This is a genomic window from Streptomyces sp. NBC_00096 (assembly GCF_045041305.1).
Classification (GTDB): Bacteria; Actinomycetota; Actinomycetes; order Streptomycetales; family Streptomycetaceae; genus Streptomyces.
This window is the reverse complement of record NZ_CP108221.1, coordinates 3,704,007-3,724,811: the sequence shown is the minus strand read 5'-3', so window position 1 is coordinate 3,724,811 and position 20,805 is coordinate 3,704,007. Positions and strand designations below refer to the sequence as shown.

At 70.1% G+C, this 20,805-nt stretch carries 18 protein-coding genes and 1 pseudogene; 7 read left to right on the top strand and 12 right to left on the bottom strand.

The window, feature by feature from the left end; all coding sequences use genetic code 11:
- Positions 1-124 precede the first annotated feature (124 nt).
- From folB to OG904_RS16370, 3 genes are all read left to right on the top strand, one after another.
- Positions 125-484 (top strand): dihydroneopterin aldolase, encoded by a 360-nt coding sequence (gene folB / locus OG904_RS16380; protein WP_405491575.1) that lies wholly within the window; start codon positions 125-127, stop codon positions 482-484.
- 8 nt (positions 485-492) lie between these two features.
- Positions 493-1,089, top strand: coding sequence for a 2-amino-4-hydroxy-6-hydroxymethyldihydropteridine diphosphokinase (gene folK / locus OG904_RS16375; RefSeq protein WP_405498055.1), 597 nt, complete (start codon positions 493-495; stop codon positions 1,087-1,089).
- Positions 1,090-1,160: 71 nt separating this feature from the next.
- Positions 1,161-1,646 (top strand): DUF3180 domain-containing protein, encoded by a 486-nt coding sequence (locus OG904_RS16370; protein ID WP_405491573.1) that lies wholly within the window; start codon positions 1,161-1,163, stop codon positions 1,644-1,646.
- A gap of 48 nt (positions 1,647-1,694) precedes the next feature.
- Here the strand turns inward: OG904_RS16370 and folE are convergent, their stop codons facing one another.
- The 6 genes from folE to dacB all read right to left on the bottom strand — a co-directional run bounded on the left by folE (position 1,695) and on the right by dacB (position 9,282).
- A complete protein-coding gene (gene folE, locus OG904_RS16365; RefSeq protein ID WP_328300096.1) occupies positions 1,695-2,303 on the bottom strand; it encodes a GTP cyclohydrolase I FolE in 609 nt (202 codons plus the stop codon).
- A gap of 96 nt (positions 2,304-2,399) precedes the next feature.
- Positions 2,400-4,427 (bottom strand): ATP-dependent zinc metalloprotease FtsH, encoded by a 2,028-nt coding sequence (gene ftsH, locus OG904_RS16360; RefSeq protein WP_405491570.1) that lies wholly within the window; start codon positions 4,425-4,427, stop codon positions 2,400-2,402.
- Between the two features lie 216 nt (positions 4,428-4,643).
- Positions 4,644-5,204 (bottom strand): hypoxanthine phosphoribosyltransferase, encoded by a 561-nt coding sequence (gene hpt, locus OG904_RS16355; protein ID WP_405491568.1) that lies wholly within the window; start codon positions 5,202-5,204, stop codon positions 4,644-4,646.
- Positions 5,205-5,270: 66 nt separating this feature from the next.
- Positions 5,271-6,398 carry a tRNA lysidine(34) synthetase TilS gene (gene tilS, locus OG904_RS16350; RefSeq protein ID WP_405491566.1) on the bottom strand — a complete coding sequence of 376 codons (1,128 nt, stop codon included), beginning with the start codon at positions 6,396-6,398 and terminating at the stop codon, positions 5,271-5,273.
- 233 nt (positions 6,399-6,631) lie between these two features.
- Positions 6,632-7,783 carry a zinc-dependent metalloprotease gene (locus tag OG904_RS16345; protein WP_405491564.1) on the bottom strand — a complete coding sequence of 384 codons (1,152 nt, stop codon included), beginning with the start codon at positions 7,781-7,783 and terminating at the stop codon, positions 6,632-6,634.
- Positions 7,784-7,821: 38 nt separating this feature from the next.
- Positions 7,822-9,282 carry a D-alanyl-D-alanine carboxypeptidase/D-alanyl-D-alanine-endopeptidase gene (gene dacB / locus OG904_RS16340; RefSeq protein ID WP_405491562.1) on the bottom strand — a complete coding sequence of 487 codons (1,461 nt, stop codon included), beginning with the start codon at positions 9,280-9,282 and terminating at the stop codon, positions 7,822-7,824.
- Positions 9,283-9,447: 165 nt separating this feature from the next.
- On the opposite strand from dacB, the gene OG904_RS16335 reads away from it, so the two are divergent.
- Both OG904_RS16335 and OG904_RS16330 read left to right on the top strand, forming a co-directional pair.
- A complete protein-coding gene (locus OG904_RS16335) occupies positions 9,448-9,942 on the top strand; it encodes an inorganic diphosphatase (RefSeq protein WP_008742522.1) in 495 nt (164 codons plus the stop codon).
- Positions 9,943-10,153: 211 nt separating this feature from the next.
- Entirely contained in the window at positions 10,154-11,812 is a 1,659-nt protein-coding gene (locus OG904_RS16330) for a threonine/serine exporter ThrE family protein (RefSeq protein WP_405491560.1), read from the top strand.
- Positions 11,813-12,000: 188 nt separating this feature from the next.
- Here the strand turns inward: OG904_RS16330 and OG904_RS16325 are convergent.
- Together OG904_RS16325 and OG904_RS16320 are read right to left on the bottom strand one after the other, a co-directional pair.
- Positions 12,001-12,669: pseudogene (locus OG904_RS16325) on the bottom strand (DedA family protein); the annotation flags it as partial.
- A gap of 82 nt (positions 12,670-12,751) precedes the next feature.
- Positions 12,752-13,510, bottom strand: coding sequence for a MerR family transcriptional regulator (locus tag OG904_RS16320; protein WP_405491558.1), 759 nt, complete (start codon positions 13,508-13,510; stop codon positions 12,752-12,754).
- A gap of 241 nt (positions 13,511-13,751) precedes the next feature.
- Here OG904_RS16320 and OG904_RS16315 point away from each other — a divergent pair, with 241 nt between their 5' ends.
- Positions 13,752-14,705, top strand: a complete 954-nt coding sequence (locus OG904_RS16315) for an IS481 family transposase (protein WP_405491034.1) — start codon at positions 13,752-13,754, stop codon at positions 14,703-14,705.
- Here the strand turns inward: OG904_RS16315 and OG904_RS16310 are convergent.
- From OG904_RS16310 to OG904_RS16295, 4 genes are all read right to left on the bottom strand, one after another.
- A complete protein-coding gene (locus OG904_RS16310) occupies positions 14,702-15,214 on the bottom strand; it encodes a DinB family protein (protein ID WP_405491556.1) in 513 nt (170 codons plus the stop codon). The genes OG904_RS16315 and OG904_RS16310 overlap by 4 nt on opposite strands.
- Before the next feature lie 104 nt (positions 15,215-15,318).
- Positions 15,319-17,394 carry a penicillin-binding protein 2 gene (gene mrdA, locus OG904_RS16305; RefSeq protein WP_405491554.1) on the bottom strand — a complete coding sequence of 692 codons (2,076 nt, stop codon included), beginning with the start codon at positions 17,392-17,394 and terminating at the stop codon, positions 15,319-15,321.
- Positions 17,395-17,454: 60 nt separating this feature from the next.
- Positions 17,455-18,912, bottom strand: coding sequence for an aldehyde dehydrogenase family protein (locus tag OG904_RS16300; protein WP_405491552.1), 1,458 nt, complete (start codon positions 18,910-18,912; stop codon positions 17,455-17,457).
- A gap of 101 nt (positions 18,913-19,013) precedes the next feature.
- A complete protein-coding gene (locus tag OG904_RS16295) occupies positions 19,014-19,874 on the bottom strand; it encodes a helix-turn-helix domain-containing protein (RefSeq protein WP_405491550.1) in 861 nt (286 codons plus the stop codon).
- Positions 19,875-20,185: 311 nt separating this feature from the next.
- On the opposite strand from OG904_RS16295, the gene OG904_RS16290 reads away from it, so the two are divergent.
- Positions 20,186-20,698 (top strand): ATP-binding protein, encoded by a 513-nt coding sequence (locus OG904_RS16290; protein ID WP_405491548.1) that lies wholly within the window; start codon positions 20,186-20,188, stop codon positions 20,696-20,698.
- Positions 20,699-20,805: the final 107 nt, after the last annotated feature.

Sequence of the window (20,805 nt, the reverse complement as noted above, 5' to 3'; positions counted from 1 at the left end):
GTCGGGGTCCGGAGTATTTCGCAGGTAAATTCGAAGCTGGACGACGCCGACCGCACTCGGCCTAGGCCCATGGATCCGGGGAGTCCCGGACCGGAAGCACCTACGAAAAGCAGGAGTGATTCGCGTGGATCGTGTCGCGCTGCGCGGCCTCAAGGCTCGCGGGCACCACGGCGTCTTCCCCCGGGAACGCGAGGAAGGCCAGACCTTCATCGTCGACCTGGTGCTCCACCTGGACACCCGTCCCGCCGCTGCCGGAGACGACCTGGCTAAGACCGTGCACTACGGGGTAGTCGCGGAAGAAGTCGTCGACGTGGTCCAAGGAGAGCCGGTCGACCTGATCGAAACGCTCGCCGAGCGGATCGCCCAGCAGTGCCTCAAGCACGAGGCGGTCGCTGAGGTGGAGGTCATCGTCCACAAACCGGACGCGCCCATCACCGTCCCCTTCGACGACGTGACCATCACGATCACCCGGAGCCGCGCGTGAACAACGGAATGAACGCCCAGAGCGACCCCACCGTCCAGCCCGTACCGGCGTCCGTCGTCGAGGCCGTGGACGCGGCGGACATCACGCTGTCCAACCCCAAGTGGGCCGTCATCGCGCTCGGCGCGAACCTGGGCAACCGGCTGGAGACCCTGCAGGGCGCCATCGACGCCCTCGGCGACACCCCGGGCCTGCGGGTCAAGGCCGTGTCCCCCGTCTACGAGACGGAGCCGTGGGGCGTGGACCCGGGCTCGCAGCCGGCGTACTTCAACGCCGTCATCTCGGTGAAGACCACGCTGCCCCCCAGCTCCCTGCTGGAGCGCGGCCACGCCATCGAGGAAGCCTTCGACCGCGTCCGCGAGGAGCGCTGGGGACCCCGCACGATCGACGTCGACATCATCGCCTACGCCGACGTGGTCTCCGCCGATCCCGACCTCACCCTCCCGCACCCGCGCGCCCACCAGCGCGCCTTCGTGCTGGCCCCCTGGAACGACATCGACCCCGAGGCGCAGATCCCGGGCCACGGGCCCGTCGCCGCGCTGCTGACCGGGGTCGGCCTGGCGGGGCTCGCGCGCCGCCCCGACCTGGAACTGCGCCTCCCGGAGTAGCCCGCCGCGCCCGGCCGAACACTTAGGATCACCAGGTACCAGGTACGGACGGAGAGCGGGGAGAGGCGCACGTGAAGCAACTGAGGCCGGCGGTCCTGGCGGGTATTTTCGCGGTCGCCGGAGTGCTGTCCTGGGCCGGCGCCCGGCTGTGGAACTCCTACGGCTCGCTTCCGGGCGTCCCCCTCGCCGCGCCCATCGTGCTCGGCGCCATCGCGGTGGTCCTGCTGGCGACCGCCCTGTCGATGCGCGCCCGCCTGAAGGCGCAGCGCGAGCGGGTGCCGGGCGCCAAGGGCGTGGAGCCGCTGATGGCGGCCCGCGCGGTGGTCTTCGGCCAGGCCAGCGCCCTGGTGGCGGCCCTGGTGGCGGGCGCCTACGGCGGCGTGGGCGTCTTCCTCCTCACCACCGCCCTCGACGTCCCGGCCCGCCGCGACCAGACCTGGTACGCCGCCTTCTCGGTCCTGGCGGGCGCGGCGGTCATCGCGGCCGCCCTCTTCCTGGAACACGTCCTCAAACTCCCGGACGACGAGGACCCCACAAAGTCCCCAGCCGGCGCCTGAGCCGCCCGAACCGGCGCCCGCGAGGACGGTCTCCCCGGCTCGACCCGCTCAGCGCGCCATGATCAGGCTCATCGCCTCGTTGCGGGTCGCCGGGTCGCGGAGCTGGCCGCGGACGGCCGAGGTGATGGTCTTGGCGCCGGGCTTGCGGACCCCGCGCATGGTCATGCACATGTGCTCGCACTCGATGACCACAATGACCCCGCGCGGATCCAGGATGTCCATGACCGACTCGGCGATCTGGGTGGTCAGCCGCTCCTGCACCTGGGGGCGGCGGGCAAAGACGTCCACGAGCCGGGCCAGCTTCGACAGGCCGGTGATCTTGCCGTCCGTGGACGGGATGTAGCCGACGTGCGCCACGCCATGGAAGGGCACGAGATGGTGCTCACACGTGCTCATGACCTCGATGTCCTTCACCAGGACCATCTCGTCGTGACCGAGGTCGAAGGTCGTCGTCAGGACGTCCTCCGGCTTCTGGTAGAGGCCGGCGAATATCTCCTTGTACGCCCGCGCCACCCGGCCCGGGGTCGCCAGCAGCCCCTCGCGGTCGGGGTCCTCGCCGACCGCGATCAGGAGCTCGCGGACCGCCGCCTCGGCGCGCTTCTCGTCGAACTCGCCGATCGTGCCCTCGCCGCCGGTCAGGGTCACTGGGTCGGTCATCTCTGCCTCGTTCCTGTCTGTGCACGCGCGGGCATGTGAAAGTGCCGCGCCCCCCAGGCTAGAACCTGGGGGGCGCGGCATCCATTCCGGGAGGGATCAGGCCTCCGGACGCTCCTCCGGGGAGGGCTCCGGGGACTTCTCCACCGACACGGCCGGGGTCGCCGACGTGCCGTTCGCCGCGTTCGTCAGCTGGAGCTCCTTGGGAGAGAGCACCGGCGGACGGGTGGACGGCGTGCGGTGCGAGGAGCCGGTCCACGCCGGGCGGGCCGGGCGCTTCACGATCGTCGAGAAGACCTCGGCGATCTGCTCCTTGTTGAGCGTCTCCTTCTCGAGGAGCGCGAGGACCAGGTTGTCCAGGACGTCGCGGTTCTCGACCAGGATCTCCCAGGCCTCGTTGTGCGCGGTCTCGATGAGCTTCTTGACCTCTTCGTCGACCAGCGCGGCGACCTCTTCCGAGTAGTCCCGCGGGTGCGACATCTCGCGCCCCAGGAACGGCTCGGTGTTGTCTCCGCCGAACTTGATCGCGCCGAGACGCTCGGTCATGCCGTACTGCGTGACCATCGCGCGGGCCGTTGCCGTGGCCTTCTCGATGTCGTTCGCGGCGCCCGTGGTCGGGTCGTGGAAGACCAGCTCCTCGGCCGCGCGCCCGCCCAGCATGTACGCCAGCTGGTCGAGCATCTCGTTGCGCGTGGTCGAGTACTTGTCCTCGTCGGGCAGGACCATGGTGTAACCCAGGGCCCGGCCGCGGGACAGGATCGTGATCTTGTGGACCGGGTCGGAGTTCGGGGAAGCCGCCGCGACCAGGGCGTGTCCGCCCTCGTGGTACGCGGTGATCTTCTTTTCCCGGTCCGACATGATCCGGGTCCGCTTCTGCGGACCCGCCACGACGCGGTCGATCGCCTCGTCCAGCGCGTGGTTGTCGATCAGCTTCTTGTCCGAGCGGGCCGTGAGCAGCGCGGCCTCGTTCAGGACGTTGGAGAGATCGGCACCCGTGAAGCCGGGCGTGCGACGGGCGACGGCGCCGAGGTCGACGTCCGGTGCCACCGGCTTGCCCTTCTGGTGGACCTTGAGGATCTCCAGACGGCCCTGCATGTCCGGACGGTCGACCGCGATCTGGCGGTCGAAGCGGCCGGGGCGCAGGAGGGCCGGGTCGAGGATGTCCGGACGGTTCGTGGCGGCGATCAGGATGACGCCGCCCTTCACGTCGAAGCCGTCCATCTCGACCAGCAGCTGGTTGAGGGTCTGCTCGCGCTCGTCGTGACCGCCGCCCAGGCCCGCACCGCGGTGCCGGCCGACGGCGTCGATCTCGTCGACGAAGACGATCGCCGGGGCGTTGGCCTTGGCCTGCTCGAACAGGTCACGGACACGCGAGGCACCGACACCGACGAACATCTCGACGAAGTCGGAACCGGAGATCGAGTAGAAGGGGACACCGGCCTCGCCCGCGACGGCACGCGCGAGCAGGGTCTTTCCGGTACCGGGCGGGCCGTAGAGCAGCACGCCCTTGGGGATCTTGGCGCCGACGGCCTGGAACTTCGCCGGCTCCTGGAGGAACTCCTTGATCTCGTGGAGCTCCTCGACGGCCTCGTCCGCTCCCGCGACGTCCGCGAACGTCGTCTTCGGGGTGTCCTTGGTGATGAGCTTGGCCTTGGACTTCCCGAAGTTCATCACTCGGGAGCCGCCGCCCTGCATCTGATTCATCAGGAACAGGAAGACGACGACGATGAGGACGAACGGCAGCAGGGAGAGCAGCACGCTCAGGAACGGGCTGGTCTTGTCCGGCGAGACGGAGTAACCGTCCTTGATCTGACCGGCTTCGTACTTGGTCTGGAGGTTCTGGGCGAGCTGTACGCCCTGGTCCCCGATGTAGTTGGCCTGGAACTTGGTGCCGTCGTTGTCGCCGAGCTTCTCGTCCTTCTTCAGCTCGATCTTGATCATCTGGCTGTCACCGGTGGTGAGCTTGGCGCTCAGCACCTGGCCATTGTTGATCGCCTTGATGACCTCGCTGGTCTCCACCGACTTGTAGCCGCCGCCGGAGCCGACGACGTTCATCAACACGACCACGGCGAGGACGGCCAGCACGATCCACATGACCGGCCCACGGAAGTATCGCTTCACGTCCATCCATACGGGGCGCTAGGCACCCCGTCCCTCCTGCCCGTAGGTAAATGCTGCTGTGAGTAAAGACTGTTCTTCGGAATGTACCCCTGTATTGTCACCCGCTGCCTCATGGGACGGCTGACAGACCCGCCTTTCCATGCTCCAACGGCGGGAATCGCTCCAGGGTTCCCCTGCCGGACGGTTGATCCGGCTGTCGGTCCGTCCACTGGTCCGGCTGGGTCAGCCGCCGTAGACGTGGGGTGCGAGGGTGCCGACGAACGGCAGGTTGCGGTACTTCTCCGCGTAGTCCAGGCCGTAGCCGACGACGAACTCGTTCGGGATGTCGAAGCCGACCCACTTCACGTCGATCGCGACCTTCGCGGCGTCGGGCTTGCGCAGCAGCGTGACGACCTCGAGGGAGGCCGGCTGGCGGGAGCCCAGGTTCGACAGCAGCCAGGACAGGGTCAGGCCCGAGTCGATGATGTCCTCGACGATCAGGACGTGCTTGTCCTTGATGTCGGTGTCCAGGTCCTTGAGGATCCGGACCACGCCCGAGGACTGGGTCCCGGCGCCGTACGAGGACACCGCCATCCAGTCCATGGTGAGCGGGGTGGACACGGCGCGCGCCAGGTCCGCCATCACCATCACCGCGCCCTTGAGGACGCCGACGATGAGCAGGTCCTTGCCCGCGTACTCCGCGTCGATCTTCGCGGCCAGCTCGGCCAGCTTCGCGTCGATCTCTTCCTTGGTGATGAGCACCGACTTGAGGTCGGTACCCATGTCCTTCTCGTCCACCCGCATCACTTTCGTTGTCGGCTGGGGCTCCGGGGGGTGACCCCGGAGGACTCAGCCGTGTTTCAGCACCAATCAGCCCTGCCGGATGACCAGTCTGCCACCCTGCCGCTGAGCCTCGACGCGGCCGGGCAGGTTGATGGCTCCCTGGCCCCGCCATCCGGTGATGAGCCGGTCGACTTCTTCGATGTGACGGGCGAAGAGGGAGCCCGCGGGAGACCCGGCGGCGACGACGGCCCGGCGCAGTACGCGGCGGCGGACGGCGGGGGGCAGCACGTACAGCTTGGCGCACTCCAGGCGGCCGTCCTCGTCCCGTACGCCGTGCTCCGCCTCGGCGGCCCAGGCGTCCAGTGCGTCGGCGTCGTCGCGGGACAGCTGGGCGGTGCGGGCGAGCGCCTCCACGACCCCCTTGCCGAGCGCCTTCTCGAGGGCGGGCAGTCCCTCGTGGCGCAGCCGGGAGCGGGTGTAGGCGGGGTCGGTGTTGTGCGGGTCGTCCCAGACGGCGAGGGACTGGACCATGCAGGCCTTGCGGGCGGTCTGCCGGTCCACCTGGAGGAACGGGCGGCGGTAGCGGTGGCGGCGGCCGCGGGCGCCCGGGGTGCCGGGTCCCCCGGACACTTCCGCCATGCCGGAGAGCGAGCGGATGCCCGAGCCGCGGGCGAGGCCCAGCAGGACGGTTTCGGCTTGGTCGTCGCGGGTGTGGCCGAGCAGCACGGCCACGGCGCCCAGCCGGTGGGCGGCCTCGTCCAGGGCCGCGTAGCGGGCGTCGCGGGCGGCGGCCTCGGGACCGCCGTCACGGCCGACGCGCACGGCGACGGACTCCACCGGGTCCAGGCAGAGCGCGGTCATGCGGGCGACGACCTCGGCGGCGCGCAGGTCGGAGCCGTCCTGGAGGCCGTGGTCGACGGTGATGCCGCCGGCCCGGATTCCGAGTTTGGGGGCCTCGAAGGCGAGGGCGGAGGCGAGCGCCATGGAGTCGGCGCCGCCGGAGCAGGCGACGAGCACGAGCGGCGCGGTGTCGGGGAGGGGGTCGTGGGGGGCGGGCCCGCCGGGGACCCCGTGGATCGCGACGGTGCGGCTCGGGCGGCCGACCCGGGGCGCCGCCGGAGGGGGAGCGGGACGGTCGGTGAGGTCGGTGAGGACGTCGTGGAGTGCGCGGCGGACCGCCAGGCGTATCGCCGCGACCGCAGGATGGGGACCCATGTCCGGTGCCCTTCGGTGGAGTTCGGATGCCTCGGAGGGGCTTGAGAGGCGTTGGGGAGGGTGGTGTGCCGAGGTGCTGCCCGGCTTCCCCGCGAACGGGGGTTGTCACTCAGAGTGCGATGATGGTGACAGAACCGAGCCGTTCCCCGAGCATCGCACGCCCTTCCACGCCCCACGGTCCCTCGGACGGGTGACGCTGTTTACCCCAGAGGGACATCTTCACGCCTCTCGTGTCACACCTCCTCGCTGGCCTCGCTCTGTTCGCTCCCCTTGCGGTGCACGCGGGCCACCCAGTCCGCGGGCCTGGCGATCTCGGCCTTGGTCGGCAGTGTGTTCGGGGAGGTCCAGACCCGGTTGAAGCCGTCCATGCCGACCTGGGCGACGACGGCGCGCACGAACCGCTCGCCGTCGCGGTACTGGCGCAGCTTCGCGTCTAGGCCGAGCAGTTTGCGCAGGGCGGCGTCGAGCCGGCCCGCGCCGCTGGCCCTGCGCTGCTGGAACTTCTCCCGGATCTCGGCGACGGAGGGCACGACCTCGGGTCCGACCCCGTCCATGACGAAGTCGGCGTGGCCCTCCAGCAGGGACATGACGGCGGTGAGCCGGGCCAGCACCTCGCGCTGTTCGGGGGTCTGGACGAGCTCGACCAGCGAGCGGCCCTCCTCGCCGCTCTCCGCGTCGGGGCGGGCGCCGGCGAAGGACTGCGCGGCCTCGCGCAGCCGCTCCAGGACGGTCGCCGGGTCCACCTCGGTGGCGCCGAGGAACGTCTGGATTTCGCCCTCCAGGTGTTCGCGGAGCCACGGGACGGCCGTGAACTGGGTACGGTGCGTCTCCTCGTGCAGGCAGACCCAGAGCCGGAAGTCGTGCGGGTTCACCTCCAGCTCCCGCTCGACGTGCACGATGTTGGGCGCGACGAGCAGCAGCCGGCCGCCGCCGGCCGGGCCGGGCAGGTCGAGCGCGGAGGGCGCGAAGGTCTCGTACTGGCCGAGCACCCGGGAGGCCAGGAAGCTGAGCAGCATGCCGAGCTCGACGCCGGTGACCTTGCCGCCGACCGCACCGAGCAGGGTGCCGCCGGGGGTGCCGGTGCGGCGCTCCTGCATCTTGTCGAGGAGGGGTGCCAGGAGTTCGCGGAAGCCGGCCACGTTTGCCTTGACCCAGCCGGCCCGGTCCACGACGAGGACGGGGGTGTCGGGCGGGACCGAGCCCTCCGGCATCATCCTGGTGAACTCGCGCACGTGCCGTTCCGAGGTCTTGGCGTGCCTGCGCAGTTCCGCGACGACGGCCCGCGCCTCGTCCCGGCCGACCTCCGGGCCGGGCCGCACGAGCCTGGTCGCGGTCGCCACCGCGAGGTTCCAGTCGACCATCTCCGCACCGCCGAAGCTCGTCATGCGTCAACCGTACGTGGACTCCCGCGCGCGCGGGATCCCTAGGAAGCGGTCGCCACGGCTGCCGCGAGCTTGTCGAGGGCCTTCTCGGCGGCGCCCGGGTCGGGTGCGTTCGCGGTCAGGAACGCGAAGGCGAGGAGTCGGCCGGAGGGGTCCACGACGGTGCCGGCGAGGGAGTTCACACCGGTCAGGGTGCCCGTCTTGGCGCGGAGCAGACCGGCTGCCGGGGAGGTGCCCGAGTTGCGGGTGCGCAGGGTTCCGGTGAATCCGGCGACGGGCAGTCCGGTGAGGACGGGGCGCAGCTGGGGCCGCTGCGGATCGGCGGCCTTGGCGAGGAGGGCGGTGAGCAGGCCGGCGCTGACCTTGTCGGCGCGGTTGAGGCCGCTGCCGTCGGTGAAGCGGGAGCCGGCGGTGTCGATGCCGAGCGAGGCGAGCTTGGCTCCGAGGGACTGCTCGACGCCGTCGAAGCTCGCGGGCGCTCCGGAGGCGAGGGCCGTCTGGCGGGCCAGCGCCTCGGCGATGTCGTTGTCGCTGTTGGTCAGCATCCGCTCGACGAGCCCGGACAGCGGGGGCGAGAGGGTGGCGGCGAGCGGGACGGCTCCGGTGGCGGCCCTGGCCTTGGCGGGTTCGCCGGTGACCTTGACGCCGCGTTCCCCGAGCAGGGCGGCGAAGGCGCGGGCGGTGGCCCTGGAGGGGTCGTCGGTGCGCGTGACGGGGCCGGAGAAGGAGTCGTCGGGACGGCCTTCGTCGGCGGTCAGGGCGGTGACGGGGGCGAGGTTGTCGTTGGCGCCGATCGGGTGGCGGGCGGGGCCGGTGTAGAGCGAGTCGTCGTAGCCGAGGGTCACCGTGTCGGTGCCGGCGGCCTTGAGGGCCTGGGCGGTGTCGGCGGCCAGCGCGACGAGGCTGCCGCCGGCGCCGGCGGGTGCCTTCTTCTTCGCGGTGAGCGAGGGGTCGCCGCCGCCGACCAGGATGATCTGGCCGGGGCCGGCGCCGGGGGTCACGGTGGTCCGGATCCGGTGGTCGGGGCCGAGGGCGGTGAGGGCGGCCGTCGCGGTGGCGATCTTGACGGTGGAGGCGGGGGTCATGGCTTCCCGGGCCCCGGACTCGTACAGCACCTGTCCGGTGGCGGTGTCGATCACCGAGGCGCCGCGGACGCTGCCGAGCGCGGAATCGGCGAGCAGCGGCCGCAGGGCGGCGGCGAGGGATCCGGAATTCACCGCTCCGGCCTGATCGCCGGATCCGGAGCCGGATCCGGAGCCGGATCCGCCGGGCCGTACTCCGGGGAGCACTCCGGGGGCGCTGGGGGCGGCCTGCGGCAGCCCGGAGCCGCCCTCCTCACCGTGATCTGCGCCACCCGTACGGCCCCAGGAGGCGGCCTTGTCCCGCTCGGCCTTACGCTGGCCGGAGTCCCAGGGACCCGCGGCGGCCACCGTCGCGGCCGACAGGGCGAGGCCGGCCACGGCCGACACCGCGATGAGCTGCCACGTCTTGACCAATGGCACCTCGGACCAGCCCCTTTCGCGATCACACATATGCGTGAGGGACACTTAACCACTGCGTCTTGCCGCGAGCATGGCACCCCACCCGGCAGGGCCGGGGCGTCCGCGCACGCAGGTGAACCAAACGCAGTCTCGAAAGCAATGAAGCTGATCATGGAGGAGCAGGACGTGGAGTTCGACGTCACCATCGAGATCCCCAAGGGTTCGCGGAACAAGTACGAGGTGGACCACGAGACCGGCCGGATCCGCCTGGACCGTCGCCTGTTCACGTCCACCAGCTACCCGGCGGACTACGGCTTCGTCGAGAACACCCTCGGCGAGGACGGCGACCCGCTGGACGCGCTGGTCATCCTGGACGAGCCGACGTTCCCGGGCTGCCTGATCAAGTGCCGCGCGATCGGCATGTTCCGCATGACGGACGAGGCGGGCGGCGACGACAAGCTGCTGTGCGTGCCGGCGTCCGACCCGCGTGTGGAGCACCTGCGCGACATCCACCACGTGTCCGAGTTCGACCGCCTGGAGATCCAGCACTTCTTCGAGGTCTACAAGGACCTGGAGCCGGGCAAGTCCGTCGAGGGCGCGAACTGGGTCGGCCGTACCGAGGCCGAGGCCGAGATCGAGGCCTCGTACAAGCGCCTCGAGGCGCAGGGCGGCCACCACTAGGCTCCGCTGACGGGTGGGCGGGAGTCCCGCCGGCCCCTGTGACACCGCGGGCGGTATCCCTTCGGGGGTGCCGCCCGTTGTCGTGCCCCGGGTGCGGGTCCGTTGCCGGGGGCCGGCCCCCGGACCCCCGCGCCTCAAACGCCGGCGGGGCTGAAGATGGATCAAACCGTTCCGCATACTGATACGGGCCGGGTCGGGGACTGGAGGACGCGTGGCGGAGGGCGAAGCATCCGGGGCCGAGGACCGGAAGCCGAAGTCGGACGAGGCGCACAGTGCGTTCTCCGTGCCGGACGGGGTCGGGGTGGACCCCGAGGTGACGGAGGAGGAGCAGCCGACCTCCGAGTTCGCCGTCCCCGACGGGCTCGCCGCGGTGGGCCTGGAGCCCGGGGAGGGCTCCGCCTTCGCCACCCCGCACACCTACAGCGCCGCGCACTCCCCGCCGGCCTACACCGGCCCCACGGGCCTTCCCGTCACCCGGATGAAGGAATCCCCCTGGCAGGACCGCATGCGCACGGTGCTGCGCATGCCGGTCGACATCCGGCCGGTACCGGAACCCGCGCAGCGGCTGGCCGCGGAGACCGGGCCCGCCGTGGGGCGCGTGCTCGACCTGACGCTGCGCATCGGCGAGCTGCTGCTCTCGGGCGGCGAGGGCGCCGAGGACGTGGAGGCCGCGATGTTCGCGGTGGCCCGCAGCTACGGTCTGGACCGCTGCGAGCCGACCGTCACCTTCACCCTGCTGTCGATCACCCACCAGCCGTCCCTGGTGGACGACCCCGTGTCGGCGAACCGCACCGTCCGCCGCCGCGGCACCGACTACACCCGGCTCTCGGCCGTGTTCCGCCTCGTGAACGACATCACCGCGCACGAGGTCGAGATCTCGCTGGAGGACGCGTACCGCCGGCTCGCCGAGATCCGCCGCAACCGGCACCCGTACCCCGGCTGGATGCTCACCGCCGCCGCCGGGCTGCTCGCCGGCGCGGCCTCCACGCTGGTCGGCGGTGGGGTGCTGGTGTTCTTCGCGGCCGCACTCGGGGCGGTGCTCGGCGACCGGCTGGCCTGGCTGTGTGCCGGGCGCGGGCTGCCGGAGTTCTACCAGTTCGTGGTCGCGGCGATGCCCCCGGCCGCGATGGGCGTGGCGCTGAAGCTCACCGAGTTCGACGTGCGCTCCTCCGCCGTGATCACCGGTGGACTGTTCGCGCTGCTGCCGGGGCGGGCCCTGGTCGCGGCCGTGCAGGACGGCCTGACCGGCTACTACATCACCGCCTCCGCCCGGCTGCTGGAGGTCATGTACCTCTTCATCGGCATCATCATGGGTGTCCTGGTGGTGCTCTACCTCGGCGTGCAGTTCGGCTCCAATCCGCGGCCGGAGGACGTACTCCAGATCGAGCAGCGGCCGCTGCTCCAGATCGCCGCCTCGATGGTGCTGGTGTTCACGTTCGCGATCCTGCTTCAGCAGGAACGTTCCACCGTGTGGTTCGTGACACTGAACGGCGGGATCGCCTGGGTGATCTACGGGGCCCTGCACTTCGCCGCCAAGATGCCGCCGGTGCCGTCCACCGCGATCGCGGCCGGGCTCGTCGGACTCTTCGGCCAGCTCCTCGCCCGGCACCGGTTCTCCTCGGCCCTGCCCTTCGTCACGGCCGCCATCGGCCCGCTGCTGCCGGGCTCGGCCACCTACTACGGGCTGCTGCTGATCGCCGAGAACCGGCTCAACGAGGGGCTGGGCTCGCTGACGAACGCCGCGGCCATCGCGCTCGCCATCGCGATCGGCGTCAACCTCGGCTCGGAGATGTCCCGCCTGTTCATGCGGATCCCGGGCGCGGCCAGCGCGGCCAAGCGCGGCGCGGCGAAGCGCACCCGCGGCTTCTAGGCGCTCCCCCGCGCCCTGCGGACGGCCCCCGGACACCCCCGGACACGGCGATGCCCCGCGGACCGGGAATCCGGTCGCGCGGGGCATCGTACGTACGGGGCCGGGTCGGCCTCAGCCCTTGACCCGGCGGGCCTCACCGCTTGGCGTGGCGGGCCTCAGCGCTTGGCGTGGCGGCCGCTGCGCTGGCCCGGGGCCTGCGGGTCGTCCCCGGAGCCGGGCTGCGCGCCCGTCTCCGCGGCCGCCTTCTTGTGCCTGCGGGACTTCAGCACCTCGAAGATCACCGGGATCACGGAGATCAGGACGATGCCGATGAAGATCGGCTCGACGTTGTTCTTGATGACCTCGAACTGGCCGAGCTTGTAGCCCAGGACCGTGACGCCCGCGCCCCACAGGACGCCGCCGATGACGTTGAACATCAGGAAGGTGCGGTACTTCATCGCGGTGGCGCCCGCGACCATCGGCGCGAAGGTGCGGATGATCGGCACGAAGCGCGCGAGCACGATGGCCTTGGGGCCGTGCTTCTCCATGAACTCGTGCGCCGCGTCGAGGTTCTCGCGCTTGAAGAGCCGGGACTGCGGCCGGTTGAAGATCTTCGGCCCGAAGACCTTGCCGATCATGTATCCGACCTGGTCACCGAGGATCGCGGCGGCCACGATCAGGGTGCACACCAGCCACAGCGGCTGGCTGATGGTGCCGCTCGCGACGAACAGGCCCGCCGTGAAGAGCAGCGAGTCCCCGGGCAGGAAGGCGAAGAGACCCGACTCCGCGAAGACGATGACCAGGATGCCGATCAGGCCGAAATGCCCGATCAGATACTCCGGAGAGATCCACTGAGGTCCGAGCGCAAGCATGTTCACGGGTTCCGGGCTCTCCTGGATCGGGGGGTGTCCGTCCAATTATGAACGCACACCACCCCTGGCTGGTTCCAGAGCCCGGCCGTCAAACCTTGCGCACCGCATTGGCCATGATCGAATCCCGCAGGTGCAGGGCGAGGCCCGGGTGCACGGAGTCGTAGAACCCCTTGAACCGCTCGTCGGCCACGTACATCTCGCCAAGGCCCGTGTGGATCTCGTACGAGCAGTCGTAGAACCACGTGCAGATGTGCAGGCGGTGCTCCTCCGCCAGGTCCATCGCGCGCTCGCCCCCGGCGGACTCACCGGCCTCCATGAGGGCCCGGTACCGGGCGCCCCAGTCGGCGGCCTGGTCCTGCATCCGCTGCCAGTCGTCCTTCGTGTGGCCGGCGGACCGGCGCTGCGACTCGGCGTAGGTGTCGGTGCCGCCCCAGCGGCGCTCCGCCTCCTCGGCGTACTGCTCGGGGTCCTTGTCCCCGAAGACCTCGAACTTCTCCTCGGGCGTGAGGTTGATGCCCATCTTCTTCGCCTCCATGGCGTGCTCAACGGCCGCGGCCATCTGCTGGAGCCGGGCGATCCGGTCGGACAGGAGGGCGTGCTGCCGGCGCAGGTGCTCCCTCGGGTCCGATTCCGGGTCGTCCAGCAGGACCATGACCTCGTCGAGCGGGAAGCCGAGCTCCCGGTAGAACAGGACCCGCTGCAGCCGGTCGAGATCGGCGTCCTCGTACCGCCGGTGTCCCGCGTGGCTGCGGCCGCCCGGGGAGAGCAGCCCGATCTCGTCGTAGTGGTGCAGCGTGCGCACCGTGACTCCGGCGAAACCGGCGACCTGGCCCACGGAGTAGCTCATCGTTCCCGCTCCTCTGGTTGGGTACGCCCTTCACTGTGGTCCCTCACGCGGCGTGAGGTGCAAGCCGCACGGTGCGCGGGCCCGGTTGGCCCGGCAAGATCCGAAAGGGACGGCCTAGCTGTATTGCCTCGGGAGGTTGTGGACGGGTGATGGAGGTCTCGGCTGAGGCGTCTTGAACGGGTGAGGGCCTTCCGGGTTCGGTGTGGATTGCGACGTCTACACCGAACGACAGAAGGCCCTCATGCCCCACCGTAATGCACCCCTGACCGAGACCGGACGCCTGCGCCTTGCCCGCTGCGTGGTCGTAGACGGCTGGACCTACCGCCGTGCAGGCGAGCGCTTCCAGGTCTCGCCGACGACGGCCCAGCGGTGGGCCGACCGCTACCGAGATCACGGCGAAGCGGGCATGAGTGACCACTCCTCGCGCCCGCGTCACAGCCCGCGCCGGACCCCGACCCGCACCGAACGCCGGATCATCAAAGTCCGCGTCCTGCGCCGGTGGGGACCGGCCCGCATCGCCCACCTGCTGGGTTTGGTGCCCTCAACCGTGCACCGCGTCCTGACCCGCTACAAGCTGGCCCGCCTGAGCCATCTGGACCGGGCCACCGGCCGTGTCATACGACGCTACGAACGCGACAAGCCCGGCGAACTCGTCCACGTGGACATCAAGAAGCTCGGCAACATCCCCGACGGCGGCGGCCACAAGACCCTCGGCCGCCAGGCCGGCCGCAGGAAGCGGCCCCGCCTGGGCTACAGCTACATCCACACCGCCGTCGACGACCACTCCCGCCTCGCCTACAGCGAGATCCTCACCGACGAGAAGAAAGAAACCGCCACCGCCTTCTGGCAGCGGGCGCACGCCTACTTCACGAGCGTCGGGATCACCGTCGAGCGGGTCCTGACCGACAACGGCTCCTGCTACAAATCCCACCTCTGGCGGGACGCACTGGCGGCAGCGGGGATCACCCACAAGCGAACCCGGCCCTACCGGCCACAAACCAACGGCAAGGTCGAACGCCTCAACCGCACCCTCGCCGAGGAATGGGCCTACGCCCGCCCCTACCAGTCAGAACAGGAACGCCGCGACGCGTTCCCGAAGTGGCTGCACACCTACAATCACCACCGCGGACACACCGCACTCGCAGGCAAACCACCCGCCAGCCGCGTCCCCAACCTCACAGGGCAATACACCTAGCCCATGGCGCGGGTGCCGTCGATGGACTCGCGGATGATGTCCGCGTGGCCCGCGTGCCGGGCGAACTCCTCCACCAGGTGCAGGAGCATCCAGCGCATCGAGACCTTGGCGTCCTGCGGGAACCACGGGGCCGGCGGCAGCGGGAAGCTGTCGTCGAGGCTGGGGACGGCGGCGATGAAGGCCTCCGTCTGCCCCCTGACCCCGTCCCAGAAGGCCAGGACCGACTCCACGGACTCGCCCTCGACCAGGCGGAACGCATCGCTCCAGGACTGCTCCGAGTCCTCGTCCCCGCCGGGCGCGCCCCCTGCCATGCGCAGCCAGTTGAGCTCACACTGCGCCGCGTGCTTGAGCAGCCCGGACAGGGAGAGCTCGCTGACGCTGGGCCTGCTCGCCGCCTGCTCCGCGGTCAGCCCCTGCGCCGCCTCGCGCAGCGCGGCCCGCTGGGACTCGACGAAGGAGAGGAGCGTGCCGCGCTCGTCACCGGGGACCTCTGCAGAAATCTGAGCCATGCCGACCGCCTGCTTTCCGTGGTTCTTCTCCTGCTGACGAGAACCACGTTACGGAGCCTTGCGGTCAGTTTCTGTCCTCGATCGCACGCGCCGGCCGCGCGCGTCTACTGGCCTTCCTGGCGGGTCGGCGGGAGCCCGGTCTGCGGCTTGGGGAGCAGGGCCTTGGACAGGTCCTGGTTGCCCTTGTCGTCCAGGCCGTACATCGCCTCGTAGATGTTGCGGACGGCCGGTCCCGAGGCTCCGGAGCCGGTGCCGCCCTGGGAGATCGTCATCACGATCGAGTAGTCCTCGGTGTAGGAGGCGAACCACGAGGTGGTCTGCTTGCCCTGGACCTCGGCCGTACCGGTCTTCGCGTGCATCGGAATCTGCTTCTGCGGCCAGCCGCCGAAGCGCCAGGCCGCGCTGCCGGTGGTGGCCACGTCGGCCAGGGCGCCGTCGATGTTGTCGCGCAGCTTGGCGTCCATCGGGAGCCTGCCCTGCTCCTTCGGGGCGATCTCCTTCACCGAGGTGCCGTCGGCGCTGACCACGGCCTTGCCGATGCTGGGCTGGTGGAGCATGCCGCCGTTGGCGATGGCCGCGTAGACGGAGGCCATCTGGATCGGGGTGACGAGGGTGTCGCCCTGGCCGATGGAGTAGTTGATCGCGTCGCCCTCGCGCAGCTGGTTGCCCTGGCGGCAGTTCTCGTAGGCGATCTTCTCGGCGTACGAGCCGTCCTTCTTGCCGTCGCGGCACCAGGCGGCCTTGTTCGCCTCGAAGAAGTCCTTCTTCCACTGGCGGTCGGGGACCCGGCCGGGGACCTCACTGGGCAGGTCGATGCCGGTGGGCTTGCCGAGGCCGAACTCGTGGGCGGTCTTGAAGAAGACGTCGCCCGGCTGCGCCTTGGGCTTGATCCCGCCGTCCTTCTTCCACTCCTTGTCGGCGATGCCGTAGTAGACCGTGTCGCAGGAGACCTCCAGGGCCTTGCCGATGGTGATGTCGCCGTAGCCCTGGGACTCGAAGTTGGTGAAGACCTGGCTGCCCACCGAGTACGAGCTGGGGCAGCCGTAGCGGCCGTTGAAGGGGTAGCCGGCGTTGACCGCCGCCGTCGAGGAGACCACCTTGAAGATCGAGCCGGGGGCCGCCTGGCCCTGGATGGCGCGGTTCAGCAGCGGGTAGTTCGACTCCTTGTCGGTGAGGGAGGCGTAGTCCTTCGAGGAGATGCCGCCGACCCAGGCGTTCGGGTCGTAGGTCGGGTTGGACGCCATCGCGACGACCCGGCCGGTCTTGGCCTCCATGACCACGACGGCGCCCGAGTCGGCCTCGTAGTTGCGGTGCGTGTTCTTGTCGTACCCCTTGCGGGCTTCGATCATCGCGCTGTTCAGCTCGCGCTCGGCCACCGCCTGCACCCGCGAGTCGATCGAGGTCACGATGTTCGCGCCGGGCTCCGCCTTGTCGCTGACGCCCTCGCCGATGACCCGGCCGAGGTTGTCCACCTCGTAGCGGGTGACGCCCGCCTTGCCGCGCAGTTCCTTGTCGTACGTGCGCTCCAGGCCGCTGCGGCCCACCTGGTCGGAGCGCAGGTACGGGGAGGCGGAGTTCTTGGCCTTGGTGATCTCCGCGTCGGTCACCGGGGAGAGGTAGCCGAGGACCTGGGAGGTGTTGGCGCCGTCGGGGCCGGCGTAGCGGCGCAGGGCGGTGGGCTCGGCGGTGATGCCGGGGAACTGCTCGGCGTGCTCCCGTATCTCCAGGACCTGGTCGGTGGTCGCCTCGTCGGTGATGGGGATCGGCTGGTACGGGGAGCCGTTCCAGCAGGGCTTGGGGGTCTTGGCGTCGCACAGCCTGACCCCGTTGACCACGTCCTCGGGCTTGAGACCCAGCACCCCGGCGAGGTGGGTCAGGACGCCCTGGCCGCGGTCCTTCATCTTGGACAGCTCGGTGCGGCTGGCGGAGACCACCATGCGGGTCTCGTTGTCGGCGAGCGGGACCCCGCGGGAGTCGAGGATCGAGCCGCGCACGGCGGGCTGGACCACCTGCTGGGTGTTGTTGTTCTTCGCCTCGTCCGTGTACTCCTGGCCGTTGCGTATCTGGAGGTACCAGAGACGGCCGCCGAGGGTCAGCAGCAGCGAGAACACCACGATCTGGATCATGATGAGCCGGTTCTGGACCCGGGGCGTGCGCCCGGTCTCCGGTATGTTGCTCAACTCGGCTCTCCCCGGGACGCGTCCTCGCCTGACCCGCCCGAGTCTAGGTCTCCCGGACGGCTAGAACGGGAACTGGGTCCGGCCGTGCTGGACCGAGATCCATTTCTGGGTGGTGAAGGCCTCCACGGTGGCCTCGCCGTTCAGCCTGCCCATGCCGGAGGCCTTCTCCCCGCCGAACGCGGCCAGCGGCTCGTCGCCGATGGTGGAGTCGTTGACGTGGATCATGCCGGTCTCGATGCGCCGCGCGAAGCGGACCCCGCGCTCCACGTCGCGCGTGTGGACGGCGCCGCTGAGGCCGTAGGGGGTCTCGTTGGTGAGGCGGACCGCCTCGTCCTCCCCGTCGAAGACGACGAGGAGCGCGACGGGGCCGAAGATCTCCTGGCCGAGCAGCGGGGAGTCCTCGGGGATCCCGGCGAGCACGGTGGGCTCTACCAGGTTGCCGCGCGTAGAGCCCCGTACGAGCGCCTGCGCGCCGGAGGCGACGGCGCGGTCGACGAGCGCGGTGAGGGCGTCGGCCTGGAAGGAGTTGATCAGCGGGCCGATGTGGGTATCGACGTCGTGCGGGTCGCCGGTCTTCAGGGCGCGCACGCGGGCGGTGAACTTCCCGGTGAACTCCTCGGCGACCGAGGCGTCGACCAGGATCCGGTTGGCGGCCATGCAGACCTGGCCCTGGTAGACGAAGCGGCTGAAGACGGCCGCGTCCACCGCGTAGTCGAGGTCGGCGTCGTCGAGGACGACCAGCGCGCTGTTGCCACTCAGCTCCAGGACGGTCCGCTTGAAGTGGCGGGCGGCGACGGCACCGACGTGCCGGCCGACCCGGTCGGAACCGGCGAAGGAGATGACCTTGGGGACGGGGTGGGTCAGGAGCGCGTCGCCTATTTCGGCTATGTCGGTGACCAGGACGTTGAGCAGCCCGGCCGGGAGCCCCGCGTCCTCGAAGATCTTGGCGATGACCCCGCCGCCGACGACGGGCGCGTTCTGGTTCGGCTTGATCACCACGGCGTTGCCCAGCGCCAGGGCCGGGGCCACGGACTTGAGGGTGACCAGGAAGGGGAAGTTGAAGGGGCTGATCACGGCGACGACCCCGACGGGCAGGCGCTGGACCCGGTTCTCCTTGCCCTCGACCGGCGAGGGCAGGATGCGGCCCTCGGGGCGGACGGCCAGCTGCATGGCCTCGCGGATGAACTCCTTGGCGAGGTGGACCTCGTACTCGGCCTTGGGACGGGTCCCGCCGAGCTCGTCGATCATCGCCTCGATGATCTCCTTCTCGCGCACCTCGGTGATCCGCAGGGCGCGTTCCAGAACGGCCCGTCTGGTGTACGGGCTGGTGGCGGCCCATTCCTTCTGGGCGCGCTCGGCGGCGCGGTAGGCCCGGTCGACCTGCTCCACGGTGGCCACGGTGATGGCCGCGAGCTTCTCCCCGTTGTACGGGTTGACGTCGATGATGTCCCACGAACCGGTACCGGCCAGCCATTCGCCGTCGATGTACTGGTGAGCCAGGTCGTCGAATATGGACATGCCATCCCTTACTGCGAGCGCGCGTCCTTGCGCTGCAACGGAGACCCATGGGTCGTCGCCATGCTGATCATGCACTGATCAGCCGTCATAGTACGTGTGAATCAAGACAGTTGGAGAAGTCCACGCAGAAGGTCCCGGGTCTGGTCGGGGTCCGGGCAGTCGTTCTGGAGCCGCAGCATCGCCCGCTCGTACTGCCCCACTTCCTCGTCCTTGTCCAGGTAGAGGGCGCTGGTGAGCTGTTCCAGATAGACGACGTCCTGGAGGTCGGACTCGGGGAAGCGCAGCAGGGTGAAGGCCCCGCTCTCGCCGGCGTGGCCGCCGAAGGAGAACGGCATGACCTGCAGGTGCACGTTGGGCCGCTGGGAGATCTCGATGAGGTGCTCCAGCTGGCCGCGCATCACGTCCCGGTCGCCGTACGGGCGGCGCAGCGCGGCCTCGTCGAGGACGGCGTGGAAGACGGGCGCGTTCTCGGAGACCAGGACCTTCTGGCGCTCCAGGCGCAGCGCGACGCGGCGGTCGATCTCGGCGCGGCCGGCGCCGGGCATGCCGCGGCTGACCACCGCCTGGGCGTACGCCTCGGTCTGCAACAGGCCGTGCACGAACTGCACTTCGTAGATGCGGATGAGGGAGGCGGCGCCTTCCAGGCCGACGTACGTCTGGAACCAGCCCGGCAGGACGTCGCCGTAGCTGTGCCACCAGCCGGCCACGTTGGCCTCGCGGACCAGCCCCAGGAGGGACTCCCGCTCCGCGCCGTCCGTGACTCCGTAGAGCGTGAGGAGGTCCTCGACGTCTCTGGCCTTGAAGCTCACCCTTCCCAACTCCAAGCGGCTGATCTTCGATTCGGATGCGCGGATCGAGTAGCCGGCCGCCTCACGGGTGATGCCGCGGGATTCTCGGAGTCGCCTGAGCTGTGAGCCCAGGAGAATGCGGCGCACCACAGAACCACTGGCTTCTGCGGTCACTGGTCCTGCCCCTCCCCACTAGTGGATGGCTGCGTCTTGAACGACTGCGTCGCAGGGGCCCCCGTGCCCCTCAAGGCCCGCAGTCTGCCACCAAAACGCTTCTCTCCGTACTCGTTCTGTAACGGAATTGGCCCCACCGTAAAAGAAGTCCGTAAGTATGCGTAGGAAGAAATGAGCAAGAACCGTCACGGGAGTGGACAGGTCCGGCGCGTGCACGTGCATCTGCCCTTGCATCCGGCTTCCGCATTCGGAACCATGGTCCCGCGCACCTGCGTGCCCCGCAGTTCTTTCGAATCCCGGGAGTGCCTCGCATGGGGACGAATGGATCGACCATGCTCGAGCCGTTACGGCAGGGGCTTCCCCCGGTCGACCCCACGGCTGTCTCCGGGTCCGCGTCCTGCGCCCTGCCCGCCCGCTTCGACGCGGTGCGCGGAGCACGCACCTTCACGCGTTCCACCCTCTCCCAGTGGGGCCTCGACGACCGCTTCGACGACGTGGCGCTGGTCGTTTCCGAGCTGGTCACCAACGCGCTTCGGCATGCCCTGCCGGACGAATCCCGCCCAGGCACAGGTGAGTTGGAGCACCCGGAACAGCCGGTACGGCTGCACCTGATGCGGTGGAGCACCCGACTGGTGTGCGCGGTGCGCGACCCCAGTGAGGACCGGCCCGGCGGGAGCTTCGCACCGGAGGCGACGGAGCAGAACTGCGACCTGGAGTCGGGGCGCGGGCTCTTCCTCGTCGACTCCTACAGCGACAGCTGGGGCTGGCACCCGCTCGCGGGGCGGCTGACCGGCAAGGTGGTCTGGGCGCTGTTCACCCTGTAGGACGGACCGCCGGACGGACTGTCGGGCGCGCTGCCGGACGACCGGACGGGCCACCGGACGAACCACCGCATACACGGCAACCGGCCGGGACCGATCATTGCGATCAG

Coding starts and splice junctions, on each gene's coding strand:
- tilS (WP_405491566.1), bottom strand. CDS start 6,398: ATGGGTCCCCATCCTGCGGTCGCGGCGATACGCCTGGCGGTCCGCCGC.
- OG904_RS16310 (WP_405491556.1), bottom strand. CDS start 15,214: ATGGCTCAGATTTCTGCAGAGGTCCCCGGTGACGAGCGCGGCACGCTC.
- OG904_RS16320 (WP_405491558.1), bottom strand. CDS start 13,510: ATGAGCTACTCCGTGGGCCAGGTCGCCGGTTTCGCCGGAGTCACGGTG.
- OG904_RS16300 (WP_405491552.1), bottom strand. CDS start 18,912: ATGTCCATATTCGACGACCTGGCTCACCAGTACATCGACGGCGAATGG.
- ftsH (WP_405491570.1), bottom strand. CDS start 4,427: ATGGACGTGAAGCGATACTTCCGTGGGCCGGTCATGTGGATCGTGCTG.
- OG904_RS16315 (WP_405491034.1), top strand. CDS start 13,752: ATGCCCCACCGTAATGCACCCCTGACCGAGACCGGACGCCTGCGCCTT.
- folK (WP_405498055.1), top strand. CDS start 493: ATGAACGCCCAGAGCGACCCCACCGTCCAGCCCGTACCGGCGTCCGTC.
- hpt (WP_405491568.1), bottom strand. CDS start 5,204: ATGCGGGTGGACGAGAAGGACATGGGTACCGACCTCAAGTCGGTGCTC.
- OG904_RS16345 (WP_405491564.1), bottom strand. CDS start 7,783: ATGACGAGCTTCGGCGGTGCGGAGATGGTCGACTGGAACCTCGCGGTG.
- folE (WP_328300096.1), bottom strand. CDS start 2,303: ATGACCGACCCAGTGACCCTGACCGGCGGCGAGGGCACGATCGGCGAG.
- OG904_RS16290 (WP_405491548.1), top strand. CDS start 20,186: ATGGGGACGAATGGATCGACCATGCTCGAGCCGTTACGGCAGGGGCTT.